Origin of the sequence: Paenibacillus sp. FSL L8-0436, from assembly GCF_038593025.1 — a bacterium.
Lineage (GTDB): Bacteria > Bacillota > Bacilli > Paenibacillales > Paenibacillaceae > Paenibacillus_AQ.
Map to the genome: position 1 here is coordinate 4,351,310 of NZ_CP151955.1, position 15,826 is coordinate 4,367,135.

Below are 15,826 nucleotides of genomic sequence, written 5' to 3' on the forward strand. Positions count from 1 at the left end.
TTATTTATTTCATCTTGCTGAGGTTGTTTTGCCATCTTTCCGTCTGGAATTTAAGCAGCTTACCGTAGCCGGCACGTTTAGCGTCCTCATTGGCTTTGCTTAAGAGGGAGCGCACTTCGTCATCGCTTTTGGCATACAGCGCTTTAGCAAAAACCTCCTGATAGATATCGTTGACAGCCGTCGCAATCGTTCCCTCTTCGGAATCCGGCAGCGGGTCCAGATTCGCAAACTCCGTAAAGTTCTTCGAAGTATTCCATGTGACTTTTTTCTGGGCCAATGTCGTCCAATTTTGTTTCTCTTCCGGCAGCTGCGCATCCATCAAAGCCTTGGTCTGATCGATGAATGTGGTGTTGCCCACCCAATTGAAACGGCCGATTCTTTCCTTGTCTTTATCAGCCTGTGGGGTGTTCAGCCCGGCCTCATTCTGAATCGGCACCCCATCAGCATCCGATTCATCCCAGTACAGGCCCTGGCGTCCAAAATTCAGGATACGCTGTCCCTCTTCACCCGTTGCCCAGTCCAAATAGGAGAAGATCGCTTCCGGGTCCTTCGCTTTCTTCGTAATCACAAGCACATTCCAGCCGAGCGAGCTGTAATTGTTCGGAGTGATCTTCTTCGCGTCAAGCCCTGCCTTATGAATCGGCCAGATGATGTCGTACCCGGACTCCGGATCAAGGGTCCGCAGCGCGTTATTCGCATCCCGGCCCGGATTGACCACATCACCTTCCACGAATACAGCAACCCGGCCCGTCACAAGCTTCTCTGTCACTTGATTGCCCGTTTGTGTGAATGCATCCTGGGTGATCAGCTTCTCACGGAACAGCTTGCTGGCGTACAGCATGTTCTCGGTGAATATCGGATCCTCAAAAATTGACTCCAGCGCATTTCCCACCGGATTCGCTTTGGACAGATAAGGCTTATTCTCGGCAAAGCCGCCATACATCGTATCAATGCCCCGGCCCTTAGCCCCAATCTCCAGCGGGATCACATCACTGTATTTCTCCTTGACCTGCTTCAGGTAGGCATACAGGTCATCATAGGTTTCCAGCTTCGGGGAACCCAGCTCTTTATAAATCTTCCGGTTAATAATCCACCCGCCATTGCCATTAGGACTTGAGGTATACCAGTTCGGGAACTGGTATAGCTTGCCGTCGTCGGAGCGGAGCATGCCCAGCGTCGCTTCACCGGCATTATTTTTCAGATTCGGATATTGATCAAGGTATTCATCCAGCGCCACAAGCATTCCTGCCTGCCGTAAACGCTCCACATTGGCACCACGGTCCATCATAATAACATCCGGCAGACTGCCCGAGGCAATCATCGTGCTGAACTTGGTTTCTGCGGCACCGCTGGACTGGATGGGTGTCATATTTACCTTAAGGGTATCTCTAATCCAGGCGGTTGTGGAATCCTTGCCCCACGGCTCTGTAGTGTCCCAATCGTAATTGCTGTAATAACTGAAAGTGACCGGCTTTACGATGCTTCCTACCGCTGCGGCAGGCGTTGTATCAGTAGCTTTGGCAGTTTCCGCAGCTACAGGTTCTTTTGTCGGTTCAGCGGTGCTTTGAACAGTTGCATTGTTCCCTCCGCCACAACCCGACATCAGCAGCACCGAACACAACACAGCCATCATTACCGGCAAGCTCTTGTTACGCTTCAAATGAGTAACCCCTCTCTAATGCTTACTATACGCACGCAAACTCTGAATCATAAGCAAACCATTCACTTCATATGAAGCCGCCTATTCCTTTAATGAACCGATCAGCACACCTTTGACAAAATATTTCTGCAGGAACGGATAGACCATAATAATCGGCAAGGTTGCCACCATGGTTGTGGCCATAATCAGTGATTTGGATGTGACCGATTTCATCAGCGCCAGCCGGTCCTGAGCCGCCGCATTGGCACCGATGGACTGCAGCTGATCCGTCACGATATTGGAATTCAAAATTTGCTTCAGCAGGGTCTGGATCGGAATGAGATTCGGATTATTGATATAAATACTGGCGGAGAACCAGTCATTCCAGTGCCATACCGCCGTAAACAGTGACAAGGTCGCCACAACAGGTCCGGAAATCGGTAAAATAATCCAGGTCAGCACACCGATGTGATTGCAGCCGTCAATCCGTGCCGACTCGGCCAGACCTGCGGGCAGCCCCAGAAAAAACGTCCGGAAAATAATCATGTTATATACGCTGATTAATCCGGGAATCACCAGCACCCAGAAGGTGTCCATCATACCAAACTCGCGCAGCAGCAAGTAAGTTGGAATCAGTCCGCCGCTGAAATACATTGTAATGACGCAGAACACCATGAAAAATTTCCGGCCCATCAGCTCCTGCCTGGATAACCCGTAAGCCAGAATGGCTGTGAACAGCACCGACAGAATCGTCCCGACTATTGTCCGCAGAACGGAGACCAGGAACGCCTGACTGATCCGGCTGTCATGGAATACCACTTCATAATTGTCGAGCGTCGGGCTGCGGGGCCAGAACGTAATGCCGCCAAACGCCGTATCCGCGCCCGTATTGAAGGAGATCACCAGTGAATTCCAGAAGGGATACAGGGTGACGAAACCCAGCAGGATCAGCAGGAAATAGATGATCACTTGCAGCACTTTATCTCCCCGCGACAGCTTCATCATAACCTGTTCCCCGCTTTCCGATAGACTGTACCGACACTAGACCAAGTTTCCAAAAGCCCATTCGCCGTCCCTTTGCTTACCATAGGCTTGAGCCCATTTTTCTGGCCGCTTTGTTGGCGATAGCCAGCAAGCTGACGCTGACAACCGCTTTGAACAAGCCTGCTGCCGCCGCATAAGAGAAACGGCTGTTCAGAATCCCCATGCGGTAGACATAGGTGTCGATGACATCCGAGACGTCCCGCAGGATCGGATTGGTAGCCAGAATCAGAATGTCCTCAAAACCGGCATTCAGAATGTTGCCCACTGCCAGAATCATAAAGATGATAATAACCGGCCGGATGCAGGGCAGCGTGATCAGCCCAATCTGCTTAAAGCGGCCCGCCCCGTCAATGGAAGCGGATTCATACAAATGCGGGTCAATGCCGGCAATGGCTGCCAGATAGACAATCGCCGCAAAACCGATTTCTTTCCACACCCCCGTTCCAACGAGTATGCCCCAGAAGTATTCCGGCACTGACAGAAAGCTGATCGGCTCTGAGGTAAGATCCAGGCTCATCAGCAGCATGTTTACGCTTCCATTATCCGTCGAAAGCATCGAGCCTACGAACCCGCCGACTATGACCCAAGAGAGAAAATGCGGCAAATAGCTGACAGTCTGAATGATCCGCTTGAACGCCATCCTCCGCACCTCATTCAGCATCAGCGCCAGCAGGATGGGTGCCGGGAATCCGAAGCATAGCTTCAGCAGGCTGATGACAATCGTGTTGCGCATCACCGTCCAGAAGTCGGGCGAATTGAAGAAGGCTTCAAAGTGCTTCAACCCGACCCAAGGACTTTGAAAAAAACCGCCGAACAGCTGATAATCCTGAAAGGCCATCAGCACCCCATACATCGGCAGATAGCTGAATACGAAGATAAAGATCATTGCCGGTACAACCATCAGCTGAAGATCCCACTGCCTGACCCATCTGGACCAGGAAGAAACAGCATTCCCTTTCTTGTAAGGTAAGGCCCTTGGTTCGATTTCCACATTTGTCATCCTTCCTGTGTCTTTGCTTTACACCTTAATCTTATGTCGCACAGGAAGGACGTACCAGTACCGTGGTCAACGAAAAATGTGGTCTGGCAATGATGACAATCAGCAGCTTGTATGCGGCCCGATCATCTATTCCTCTTCCTCCGGCAGCTTGATGGCCTTCACGTTGTCAATGTACAACGTACCACTGCCTTGGGTTCCGCTGCCCTGGGCCACATAGAAAGCAAATTCCTTGATAGAGCCCAGATCAATCACACCGTTGCCGCTGGTGGCCCACCCCGGTTTGGCAAAACCGGTAAATGGAAGAGTGACCAGCACCGGTGCAGTACCCTGGATCTTGAAGCTGGCTTCCCAGACTTCACCGTTCGTCTCATGGAACTGGACAGCCAGCTGACGGTTCGAGCCATCCGGCAACAGCCAGAAGGATATCGCTTCCATCCCCGGCCATTCCTTGCCCATGCTGCGGTAGACCCCCGCGTAACCGGGATTCCCGATCGTATAATCCAGCTTCAGGCTGTAGGTGCCGCTGTTCGTATGGTAGGTGTCGAGTGTTACCGTCGCTGCGTTGCCTGAGACGTTGCGCTGCCATTTCGCACGCAGACTGCTGTTCGAACCGCCGTACTCCTCGAAATCATCAATCACATAGCTGTCCACCGGCGGAGGAACAAACGGACCGTTACCGGTTTCACCGTTGTTTAATGCGCGGGGATGGCTGTAAAGTGATTGAATGCCGCTGAGTGAATTTTTATCGGTCAAATATCCGGACCAGGTCATGAAATATACGTACTGCGGCTGTTTCTCCTGAAGCATCTCCATATCCGGCAGCTCCCCGTTCTCCCCGATCGCAATGGGTCTGCCGCCGCTCAGCTGCACCAGCTTGTTGTAATACGTATCACGGTAATCGTTGTTGTAAATATCCATCGCCAGCACATCCACCTCATCATGTCCGGGATAATAAGGGGCGGAATCATAGGCCCAGGAGCTTTCCGCATTCGGGCTCCACACCCAGATTAAATTGTCCAGCCCATGCAGATTGGTGAAACGGTCGTACATATTGTGCCACAGCTGCCGGAACAGCTCAGGACGCGCCCCCCACCAGAAGAATTCAGCGTTCATCTCGTGATAAGGCCGCCACAGCACCGGGATCCCTTCATCCCTTAGCTGCTGCAGATAACAGGCTACTTCGTCCATTTGTGCCGCCCACTGGTCATACAAGGCTGTACCGGGAGTTACGATATCCGTCATCTGGGCAACCGTAACATCGCCCGTGACACTTTCCCAGCCAGCCGTCGGCGTATCCATCGGCCTAGGCTCATGATAGGTCAGCGTCACCATAGCTCCCGATTCGCTTTTCACAATGGCCTCGTCGATCATCGCCTGGCGCAATGCGCTGAAGTCCCCGCCGGTGTAATAGGCGAAATCCGAACCCCACAATGCCGGGTAATAACCGGTCAGCTCTGCTGCCGTGTCATACCACAGGCTGGGTTGTTCGTAATAATTATGCTGCCCTGTATAAACGGCATTGCCCACCGTGGCATACAGCCGGTCCAGCAGCTCCACCGCCTCTTCCGAAGCATTCGGATTCACCGGATACATCTTTTCTGTGGTCACCTGGAGCGCACTCGCAGCTGACACTGCAGTGCCTTCGCTGACCGCCTTCACCTCGATGTCATACAAACCTTCCGGCGACAAGCCCTCCAGTTTGTATGCATACAGTGCTTGACCGGGAACATACGGCACCATTACATTTTGCCACTCGGTATCGGCTGCTTTTTTATACGAAATCTTGTAAGACTTTACGCCAAAAGGACCCGAAGAAGCTTCCCATTCCAGATTGGCGGATACACCATCCTTACCGGTCACTGAGAATCCCGCGGGTGCCCCGGGTGCAAGCTCCAGCGGAAGCTGCGGAAGTTTGCCGATAACAACCTGATCAAGGAACAGCTCCGCACCAGTAGTGTTACTCACTGCAAAGCGCATGGACTGGGCTGCTGCGCCGGTGAGTACCTGCTGCTCCTGCCGTTTCCAGCCTAAAGACGCCTCCGCTGGCAGCGGGTGCGTAATTATGTCGTTGTCCTGATAGACGGCAAGACTTACCGTAGCAGGCGGGACTGCCGCCTCAGCTGTAGATCTGCTCCAGTACGAAACCAGATAAGAGGCATCGCCTTCGGCGGCCATCTCAGCGGTCTTAATTCCTGATTGGTTCAGGAGCTTTAGCGCATACCCTCCTGAGTACGTGTCATAAGTTACCGTCTGCACGGTCCCCGTGGTTTCCCAAGGTTCTGTACTTCCGCTCTCAAAACCGCTATTAGAGACAAGGTTCGTCCCCGGAGTTGCTTCCAGTCCCATCACCGCATCTGAAGTGTTGCCTGCCGCATCCTTGGAGCGCAGCATAATAGCGTACACTGAAAATGGATCCAGCTGACTTAGCGTATAGGTGTGCATTGTGACTGTCTCCTGATGGGGTACGGTCACTGTGTTCCAGTCCGGCGCGTCTGTTTTTTTGTACGACAGCTGGTAGGATGCTACGCCCATATCATCCGTCGATCCCGCCCAAGTCAGCTTCAACGCTTCCGGCTCATGCTCAGCCTGCCAGACACCGGGCGTTGACGGCCGTTCGATATCCACATTTTCACGAATGACTGCATCGTCAATATAGTAATCCTTGCTGGTGCTGTTCCAGAACGATAGACGGACATGCTGATCCCCGGGAGCGGGGGTATACAGCAGCTGACGGTATTCCCAGCTCGTCGAACCCGAGAACTGAAGACTTTGTTTGCCCTGCTGCGTGCCGAATGAATCCATATCAATTACAGCATGGGTCACTCCTGTTCCGGCGAATTTGACCCATAAACCGACACGATAGGTTTTGCCTTGCTGCACCGCCACAGACGCCGAGGCTCCCCCGGTATTCCGTTTCACCTGAAGACTTTTATCCCCTCCATGCTTTTCACTGGCAGTCACTACAGGGCTACCCCACTTCTCCCACCCGACATCACCTGACTCAAAACCCGGATTACCGAGCAGATTCTCTCCTGCCGCACGCGATGGAGCAGGAAACACAGCGATTGATGCAATAAACAGAGCGACGGCCAGCCAACCATGGAACCATTTTTTGCCCGTTTGTGCAACCACTTTGTTCAGGCCTCCATTTGAAAAAGCCGGTTTATATTCGATATTGGCATCGTCCGGCCCCTTCAATGTAAGCGTTACCATTTAACTGAACAAGAATCATTTGCAACGAAAAGTTTGTTTTAGCAACGACTAATTTGAAAAGGTCACCTACGCTGCTGTTTATCCCTGTCCGTAACTGCCGATGTACGAAAAGCTCCGTTGCCGCAGGAGACGGCGAGCACCTGTCCGCCTGCGCAATCGACAGCAATTCCCTTCCAGCGGGGGGCGCCAAGAGATAAATTCTCCCACTCCTCCCAGGACAAACCTCCATCCCGGCTGCAGACGACCCGGGCCTCCGTTCCGGTACGAACCATCGGCTCACACGCCAGAATCAGCAGGTCCTTGCCGGAGTTCCCCTTACCCACAGCAAGCGCCGACACATTGAACCTTTCTCCCTCCCCGGCCGGGAACAGCTTGCTCCAGCTTTGCCCGTTATCTTCGCTGCGCCATAACCCTTCCGAGATAAATCCCGCATACAGGGTGCCTGCATGAGCGGGTGAAAACGCCACTGCATTTAATACTGAGGACGGGCTGCTGTACTGGAAAGGAAGTCCCGCACCGATGAATTGCCAAGTGTCCCCGCTATCCTCCGAGCTCCAGATTCCCTCCGTCCATTCCCCGAGCATAAGATGTCCAGCCTGATGGTAATCCGTGTCCAGCAGTTGATTGGCTCCACAGGCATTTTTGACCTGATAGACAACTACCGGCAGCAGCTCGGCTTCAATCCACTTCTTCTGATGCGGCAAAGTTGCTAGATGCGCCGGAGGACGGAAGGACGTCCGTCCCCAGGATTCTCCACCATCTCTGGAGCGGTAGATTCCAGCTCCTAAGGCCATCTCACCGTCCACAAAAGCATAGAAAGTCCCTGGGTTGCCCCTATCTTCCCGCAATGCCTGGACGAACAGACCCGGACCAAGGGAAAGTACGGCTGCCGCGCTGTCGCCTCCGTCACGGCTCCGTGCAATGCAGGCTGTTCGCCCATGCCCGACAAGACCGTACAGATAATGCTTGGAGTCTGTTCCGGACATGACGGCAGCAGTACTGCCTGAGTAGCCATCCAGACTCGGTAAATTGCGGAAGGTCTGCCCGCCATCCTCCGTGATCTTGGGCGGATGGTCTGCCATCGTGACGCAGAACTTCCCCGGCTGCACAGTGTCAGCGATCACCGCTTCCATGCAGGTCGTTTCCAGCCCCCGGAAATGATTCGCCCGCCAGCTCTTCCCCCCATCCTCGCTAATTGCAACTCCATACCAGTTGCATAGATAGAGGCGGCCCTTGCTGAAGCGGTCAACGATGATTTTGGAGATCGCCCAGCCTGTTGCCGCTGCCCGGGATCCTCCGCTGAAATGATCCATATACGCCGGAAAGCCGCTGAGGTCTTCATCGGAATGAGGATGGAGCAGTTGCCAATGTCCACCCCCGTCACAGGAAACATACAGTGGTATCGGCGGACACTCCTTCATATGCGGCCGCAGATCCGGGGCCGTGTACCATCTTTCCGTCCGATGGCAGTCCTGCACAACAGTCCCGTATCTCTGTCTGCCGGGCAGCAGACCTTCTTCCGTGGAAGCCCAAGTCCTGCCGCCATCGGTGCTGCTCCGGATTCCGCCCCAGATCGTAGCCGCCAGCAGATGCTGGTCATCAAGGTTGTCGAATGACAGCTCGGCAAAGCTGGGCCCTTCCTGCAGCAGCTCCCAGGATTCTCCCAGATCAGAGCTGACATACAGCTTGCCTGACCTGCCCCGGGGCTGATCCTGAAGCAGCCCCAATACGCCGCCTTCGCCAATTTCAACATAATCCATGTTCAAATCGTCATCGCTTATTGTTCCGGCATACAAGACACCGGGAACAGACGGGTGAAACGCAACGCAGCCAAACCGTTCCTCTGGAAGCCCCGTGCGTCTCCAGGTCTCGCCTTCATCCCGGCTGATCCAGAAGCCGCCGGTATACCCTCCGGCGGCGATTATGTCCGGGTGATGAGGGTCTGCCGCGATCACCTCACCGTACATCCTGGTGGGACCATTTCCATAGAATCCCATACCCGTGCAGACTTCCCGCCAGCTGTGCCCGCCATCAGCAGATTTATGGACCGATCCGTAGAACTTCCGGCTCCTGACCTCCCCGGAGCAGCGAAACAGCACCTCCGGGTGATACGGACTGATCGCAAAGCTCTGCACCTGATGGTGATACGCCTTCGTCAGCCCGCCATTCAGCGTTTCCCAAGTCTCCCCGCCATCGGAGCTGTGGAAGACACCCGCCACATCGCAGCGGGCATACACAATCCCGCTTATAGCCGGGTGCTGAATAAGCCCCGTGATATACCCGCCTCCACCCAGTGAAGCCGGAGTCCAGACATGCGCAGTATTTTCGATATTATTCATAATGCTTAATACCTCCTCTACATCTCTTCAAGCTTACACCCGGGCTTCAGTTACGGGCATCCCTGCGAACAACGAATTGTGCCGCTGGGCAAGGAAGATATTTTCATCAAAAAGTTATAAAACTACCCATTCACACAAACAGAAATGATAGTCATTGCATCTCTTATACTATCCAACCGGAAAGAGGTGTTAACTATGACGGAACGTGCAAAAATTCGCAGGGCCATTGCTGCACTGCGTGCGCAAAGAGCCATTCTGCGCGAACAGCTGGAAGAAATTAATGAGAATTTACGCAGAGTGCCTAATCCCAGCCGGGCCAGACGGGAACTTTTGGCAGCGAGGGTAGCTATCAGAGAAGCATTGCGTTTAAATGCCATCGCCATTCGGCTTTTGCGCAGTGTGCTGTAACCGGATTATGCTGAAGCTAGTGCAGTAGCAGGTATCCTGTGAAATAGTTTATCGAGCATCCTTTGGGATGCTCTTTTTTGTAGGCAGATTCTATATATCCGAAAAAAAGAGCACCGGGGCTCTCCCCGAATGCTCTGTTCTCTGTTGCCAAGACGGCTTAAGCACGGCTTTCCTGCTCTTCCGGCTGTAGCCGGAGTGCCAGTTCTGGAAATCTATCTTCGCATGCTTTAATCTCTTGGATAATCCATTGCCATTATATCCATAAAAGGCACCTTGACCAGCTCTTCCTTACAGCTGAGATGCACCTTGCCCGTACGCGGGTCCATGCCGACAATCTGCCCCCGGACCTGATCTTCCTTGCCCCAAACCGTCAATAGCACTTCAGAGGCCTCTTGCATCGCTTCCGTCAGTTGATTGCCGATTTCTTCCAGCACAAATTCATCTCTTGTCGGCCGTTTGGCCACCTTCGCTTTTGCCACACTATTCCTCCGTTAATTTAAGACTGTTTCCATGTGTTATTCCATATAAAATAAATGTCATTTTTACTCGCTCATGGATGTTATCGAGTTAATTATAGCAATTACTCTTAAGCGGTGAAAAGAGCGTAGTGATTATGTTCCTCCAACTGAACTTCAGCTGTTTTGCATAAGGAGCTATTCTAACAACTACTCTACGTAGCTTAACATTTCCTGCAGGTCTGAACAAGGTAATCGTGATTTGCGTCACGAATCACAGAATCGACCTGGGAAGCTGATCGGCGCAATTCATCAGCTCCAGTTCGCGCTCTAAGAAAAGGAGTCGCTGGCGCTTCCCTGCCAACAACTCCTTTTGTTATTTTCTTTTATAGCTCTTAGCCCAATTTAATGTCATTTCTTGAAAACTCACCTGTCTGCGCCAAGTTCTATGAGTGGTTTCCCATTCGTTAACAGCTTGCTTATAAGGTGTGTAAAATCGCCAATCACTAATATCCCAAGAACAATAAATTTTTCGATAAAATTTTCCGAATGGAATGTCTTGAGAGTATCTTCGTACGGCCTTACTTGCCTGTCGTTTTATCCAACGACTTGCCTGGTCTTTACTTACGGGTGTTTTCTTAATGCTTCTACTCAAATCAGCTCTAACCTCCTTCAGGGAAGCTAGAGTCCGTCTAGTAATTTCATTGATTCACCCCTTATTTTTCCATATCCAGATAATAAACCGATTAACTCACTGAAGCAACTTTTCTTTTAGCATGCAATCCGGAAATGAGCTATTTTCTGATCCGCAGGAAGAAGTGAAGCCTAAAGTTCAATAAATATAATTTTTAAAAAAACCCAGATATTTCTTTTTTTCTTGGATGTCGCCAATAAAATGAGTATTGTCTTTTACATCAGGAACGCTGTAGACGGAGAACAAGATAAAATTTTCTCTTACCGTCAGTGAATCTAGCAATGATTTTGCGATCAGGTTCGTAATTGCTCCTGACTCCCCAACTTTAAATATCTCATCTGGCCGATTCATTGCATAATCCACAAAATCAGCTCTAGTCGGATTTGAGACTGCCAGTAGGATCAGAATGATTATCAATCCGAGCACCATACTCGTCTTTTTCTTAGTGGATCTGTGAGTAGTTCTTACTGGGTTTACATCATAAGTCTTTCCATTTCATCCCCTCCTGTGAAAACTTTAAACCATTTGGTTATTTATGCAAATCACAAAACTCTTCTTCAGTTTATGGTGCAGCGTACACGCAAACGGACAACCGCAAGGTTGCCCGTTCATTTAACCCGTATTTAGGATAGAATCTTATTAAACAACATAGTCTTCCAGTGAAATCCGGCTGCCGCCCAGACCGGCTTGAGGGCCCGCCCCCACCCCAAGGGTGAGCTGTAGCTGATCGCCGCTTAAAGTCTGATATTGGACCGACAGGTCATCTCCGGTGCTGAACTCCGGCGCTTTATTCGTCATAGCCGTTGCAAAAGCAGGCAAGTCGCCAAATCCCAGCTCTGCTGCCTCTTTCACCGGAACAGCCTCCACTACAACTCCTCCCGGCATTCCTGTAGCCGTAACCTCCAGATAGTCCTGCCGTTCTTTCAACTCGAAGCGCTGGGACAAGTAGACAGCAAAGTAGACTTTGCCTGCCTTCCCGAACAGCGCCTGCTGCGACTTGATCCACTCCCCTTTGGGCAAACACCCTACGATGGAGTCTTTATCTCCTTCCGGAACGGGATACAAGGAAAGGACCGTACTCTTGTGAAACAGCACCTCCATATGCGGACTCTGATGGCGGGGATCGCCTTCCCGATAGCCTTGACCGGGATGGAAGAAATACAGCCGGTTGCTCCCTTCCTGTACGCCAATTGGCAGTGAGAAGGCCCACCGCAGCTGTTCGTTGTCAAATTCCTCTACCCGCTCCCACATACCTCCAGCCGCATAATACTCCGTGATATAAGCGTATGAATGCAGCAGCGGCTGAGGATCCGGGTCACTTGGCATAACCTTCCGGGTCAGCTTCTTGACTTCAACAGGCACGCTACGGTCCAAAGCAGCGGACCGTACCTGCTCCGGTGCTTCATAGAATAGTAATCCGGCATATTCGGTTCGCGGCATCTCCGCAGGCAATTTGAAGTCTCCAAACTGCACATAATCATGCAGCACATTGCCGTCCGCCGGAACATCATGCGGCCAGCCCCGGGAATGTGCGCCTACCCAGGCGCCCTGAAGGTAGAAATGCCCCCGTTCCTTCCACAGATAATCCAGCATTTCTGCCAGCATGTCTTTGATCTTAGGGTCCTCTTCCAGCTCCCAGGCACAGGTAAATGCCTGCACCCAATGCCAGAACCACGGCAGGCTGCCATACTCCGGCATGCCATTCCCGCGGATATAGACCAGTGTATTCTGCAGGCTAAGCAGTCCGTCCTCGCGTAATTCCTCATCATCAAACAGCTTGCCGAAGATCAGCTTTGCTGCGGTATATTTAGCTTCATGATGCCCAAATGTCACCACCGGTTTGCGGTAAAATCCGCTGCGGTAGATATGGCCGATGGCCGTATGAAAAGCAATTCGGAGTCCTGCACTGAACTCGCTGGAATAATGCTTGCAGAACCAAGCCATCAGGCTGCCCATTATTTCCACCGGAAGCTCATGCGGCGAGGCCTCCCGCGGCAGCGGGTTCAGGCCAAGCGGCCAGTGTCCGTATAGCGCAGTCCCGGGCTGTCTGTTCTGCAGCAGAACGGTTTCCAGCAGCACGGCTTCCGCCTTCTGCTTCGCCACTACACGGTCAAAGGGCAGCCCGCGAGACGGGTCTGCGGCAGCTGCGAACAGGTAAGAGGCATAATAAAAATTATTGCGTACATCATCGTGGAACCAAAGACCGCTCTCCAGCAGCGGACGGCTCTCCGCTTCCCGCGCTACATTATATATAATTTCATCCTGACGAATTTTATAAGGACTCTGACTATGATTGACATTCACCATTACCGGTTTCACCCTCCATATTTTAAGTTTCTATTTATCGCTCTCTGCTTCACTCTCAGGAATCACGACTTCAACAACATCCCCTTCACTCTCCCTGGACCTTGTATTTAGTCTATTGTGCACGCTTTCGGTTCATATGGCAATCTCTAAAAGCGGTAAATAAACTAAAATAAACGCACTAAAAAAGATTATCACTTGCCAAATGAACGTAAATGGATTAAATTGTACCTATACGAACGAAAATACGTTTTTGAAGGAGATTGAATATCCAATGGAAAGACGTTTCGCCTCACATCCCAACGAAGTTAAGCAGTTTGATACTGAGCGCCTGCGCAAAGAGTTCCACATTCCCGTTATTTTTGCTCCGAATGAACTGAAGCTTGTGCTTACCCATGAAGACCGCATGATCGTCGGCGGTGCCAATCCTGTAACCGAAGATGTTGTGCTTACCACAGATCTGAAGGAACTGGGAGTCACTTACTTTCTGGAACGCCGTGAACTGGGTATCATCAATGTCGGCGGCAAAGGTTCAGTTGTTGTAGACGGAACAGAATATGAAATAGATTTCAAAGAATGCCTGTATGTCGGGCAAGGTTCCAAAGATGTGGTGTTCAAAAGCGCAGACAGCGCCAAACCGGCGAAATTCTACCTGAACTCCGCTCCGGCTCACCAGTCCTATCCTACAACCAAAACTACACTCGCCGAATCCGAATCCGGAGCAATGGGGGGTCTGGAGAACTCCAACGAGCGTACGATTCACCGCTTCATTCATACCAATGGCGTACAAAGCGCACAACTGGTCATGGGTATGACACAGCTCAAACCGGGCAGCATGTGGAATACAATGCCTTCGCATACTCATCCGCGCCGGATGGAAGCCTACTTCTATTTCGATCTTCCGGACGACTCTATCGTGTTCCACCTGATGGGTGAACCTACCGAAACCCGCCATATCGTGATGCACAATGAACAGGCCGTCATTTCCCCAAGCTGGTCAATCCACAGCGGTGTAGGCACGCATAACTATACCTTCATCTGGAGCATGGCCGGTGACAACAAACGTTATGATGATATGGACCCCGTAGGTATGAAAGAATTACAATAGAAAGAAATCAACTACGGAAAGATGAGGCAGGCGGATGAACCCGATACGGCGACACGAGATGATTATGGAAGTTATGCTGAACCAGAAGGACGTAACGGTAAACGAATTGAGCGACAAGCTCCAGGTGACGGGAAAAACAATCCGCGAGGACTTAAGCAAGCTGGAGGAACAGGGATTGATCGTGCGTGTGCACGGCGGTGCTGTACTGGCCCAAAGTGATCAGTTCGGCATTCTGCCTTCCAAGAACCCGCTGGATAAATATTCCGTCGAGAAAACGGAGATTGCGCTGCGTGCGCTTGCCCATATCGAAGAGGATGACATCATTGCGCTGGACGGCGGGAGCACCACGCTTGAAATTGCCCGGCGGCTGGACAATATGCCTCTGACGGTCGTCACCAACGATGTGTACATCATCAGCGAACTGGTTCCCAAAGACAACATACGTCTGGTCGTTCCCGGAGGCTACCGCGTCCGCAACATGCTCGCAGGTCCCGAAGCTGTCTCATACGTGCAAAAGCTAAATATACAAAAAGCATTTCTGTCGGCTACAGCCGTGCATATCGAGCATGGGCTGTCTATTTACACCGGTGATTTAATAGATTTCAAACAGGCCTTGGTCTCCACGGCCCGCAAAGTATTCGCCGCCTGCGATCATCATAAATTCGGGCATACCGCTTTGCGCACCTTCGCTTCACTGCAGGAAGTGGATGTGCTGCTTACGGACAGCGGCCTTGCACCCGAAACGGTGGAACAGTTCCGCAGTGCGGGCGTCAATATTGAATGCGGATAATAAATTGCACTTTTTTAATAAACTTAAGTACAAATTCCATAATCCCCACTCAAAGGAGAGAATATTAATATGTCATCATTATTCAGTCTGGCTGGTAAAACAGCCATCGTAACGGGCGCTGCCCAAGGTCTTGGACAAGGTATTGCCCTTGCTTTTGCGGAAGCTGGCGCAGACGTTGTTTCTGCCTCCCTGAACACAAGTGCGGAAACCGTTGAAGCCGCCAAAGCTTTCGGTGTGAAAGCTATCGGCATCGAAGCTGACCTGAGTGACCACACTACCCTGCAGGGCATGTTCGACAAAGCGCTAGAATTGACCGGTCACGTTGACATTCTGGTCAACTGTGCAGGCATGATCCGCCGTACTCCGGCCAAAGACCATAGCGAAAAAGACTGGTTCGATGTCATCAACCTGAACCAGAATACTGTATTCCTGCTGTCGCAAATTGCCGGCCGCCACTTCCTGGAAAGAGGGTCCGGTAAAATTATCAACATCTGCTCCATGCTTTCCTACCAGGGCGGGATCAATGTTCCGGGTTATACTGCAAGCAAACATGCGGTTGCCGGTCTGACCAAAGCATTCGCCAACGAATGGGCCGGTTCAGGTCTGAACATCAACGCGATCGCACCAGGCTACATGGCTACAGAAAACACAGCTCCAATCCGCGCGGATCAAAGCCGTTCCGACTCGATTCTGGACCGCATTCCTGCCGGACGCTGGGGAACTGCAGAAGATGTTAAGGGACCTGCCGTATTCCTGGCTTCCGCTGCTTCCGACTACCTGAACGGTCATATCCTGGCTGTAGATGGCGGATGGCTGGCCAGATAAGTATTTT

At 51.7% G+C, this 15,826-nt stretch carries 13 protein-coding genes; 4 read left to right on the top strand and 9 right to left on the bottom strand.

Annotation, left to right across the window (positions count from 1 at the left end; genetic code table 11):
• Positions 1-4 precede the first annotated feature (4 nt).
• The 5 genes from NSS79_RS19745 to NSS79_RS19765 all read right to left on the bottom strand — a co-directional run bounded on the left by NSS79_RS19745 (position 5) and on the right by NSS79_RS19765 (position 9,235).
• Positions 5-1,633 carry an extracellular solute-binding protein gene (locus tag NSS79_RS19745; protein WP_342440407.1) on the bottom strand — a complete coding sequence of 543 codons (1,629 nt, stop codon included), beginning with the start codon at positions 1,631-1,633 and terminating at the stop codon, positions 5-7.
• Positions 1,634-1,741: 108 nt separating this feature from the next.
• Entirely contained in the window at positions 1,742-2,644 is a 903-nt protein-coding gene (locus NSS79_RS19750; protein ID WP_342435816.1) for a carbohydrate ABC transporter permease, read from the bottom strand.
• A gap of 76 nt (positions 2,645-2,720) precedes the next feature.
• A complete protein-coding gene (locus NSS79_RS19755; RefSeq protein ID WP_342435817.1) occupies positions 2,721-3,683 on the bottom strand; it encodes an ABC transporter permease subunit in 963 nt (320 codons plus the stop codon).
• Between the two features lie 126 nt (positions 3,684-3,809).
• On the bottom strand, positions 3,810-6,815 hold the full coding sequence (locus NSS79_RS19760) for a glycosyl hydrolase (protein ID WP_342435818.1): 3,006 nt from the start codon (positions 6,813-6,815) through the stop codon (positions 3,810-3,812).
• A gap of 143 nt (positions 6,816-6,958) precedes the next feature.
• Positions 6,959-9,235, bottom strand: a complete 2,277-nt coding sequence (locus NSS79_RS19765) for a hypothetical protein (protein ID WP_342435819.1) — start codon at positions 9,233-9,235, stop codon at positions 6,959-6,961.
• Positions 9,236-9,430: 195 nt separating this feature from the next.
• On the opposite strand from NSS79_RS19765, the gene NSS79_RS19770 reads away from it, so the two are divergent.
• Positions 9,431-9,643, top strand: coding sequence for a hypothetical protein (locus tag NSS79_RS19770; RefSeq protein ID WP_342435820.1), 213 nt, complete (start codon positions 9,431-9,433; stop codon positions 9,641-9,643).
• A gap of 227 nt (positions 9,644-9,870) precedes the next feature.
• Here the strand turns inward: NSS79_RS19770 and NSS79_RS19775 are convergent, their stop codons facing one another.
• The 4 genes from NSS79_RS19775 to NSS79_RS19790 all read right to left on the bottom strand — a co-directional run bounded on the left by NSS79_RS19775 (position 9,871) and on the right by NSS79_RS19790 (position 13,099).
• On the bottom strand, positions 9,871-10,122 hold the full coding sequence (locus NSS79_RS19775) for a YolD-like family protein (protein WP_341093911.1): 252 nt from the start codon (positions 10,120-10,122) through the stop codon (positions 9,871-9,873).
• Positions 10,123-10,474: 352 nt separating this feature from the next.
• Positions 10,475-10,753 carry a hypothetical protein gene (locus tag NSS79_RS19780; RefSeq protein WP_081965866.1) on the bottom strand — a complete coding sequence of 93 codons (279 nt, stop codon included), beginning with the start codon at positions 10,751-10,753 and terminating at the stop codon, positions 10,475-10,477.
• A gap of 177 nt (positions 10,754-10,930) precedes the next feature.
• On the bottom strand, positions 10,931-11,155 hold the full coding sequence (locus NSS79_RS19785) for a hypothetical protein (protein WP_342435821.1): 225 nt from the start codon (positions 11,153-11,155) through the stop codon (positions 10,931-10,933).
• A gap of 276 nt (positions 11,156-11,431) precedes the next feature.
• A complete protein-coding gene (locus NSS79_RS19790; RefSeq protein WP_342435822.1) occupies positions 11,432-13,099 on the bottom strand; it encodes a hypothetical protein in 1,668 nt (555 codons plus the stop codon).
• Positions 13,100-13,370: 271 nt separating this feature from the next.
• On the opposite strand from NSS79_RS19790, the gene kduI reads away from it, so the two are divergent.
• From kduI to kduD, 3 genes are all read left to right on the top strand, one after another.
• Entirely contained in the window at positions 13,371-14,204 is an 834-nt protein-coding gene (gene kduI / locus NSS79_RS19795) for a 5-dehydro-4-deoxy-D-glucuronate isomerase (RefSeq protein ID WP_038593270.1), read from the top strand.
• Positions 14,205-14,238: 34 nt separating this feature from the next.
• On the top strand, positions 14,239-14,994 hold the full coding sequence (locus NSS79_RS19800) for a DeoR/GlpR family DNA-binding transcription regulator (RefSeq protein WP_342435823.1): 756 nt from the start codon (positions 14,239-14,241) through the stop codon (positions 14,992-14,994).
• A gap of 69 nt (positions 14,995-15,063) precedes the next feature.
• Entirely contained in the window at positions 15,064-15,819 is a 756-nt protein-coding gene (gene kduD, locus NSS79_RS19805) for a 2-dehydro-3-deoxy-D-gluconate 5-dehydrogenase KduD (protein ID WP_342435824.1), read from the top strand.
• Positions 15,820-15,826 lie beyond the last annotated feature (7 nt).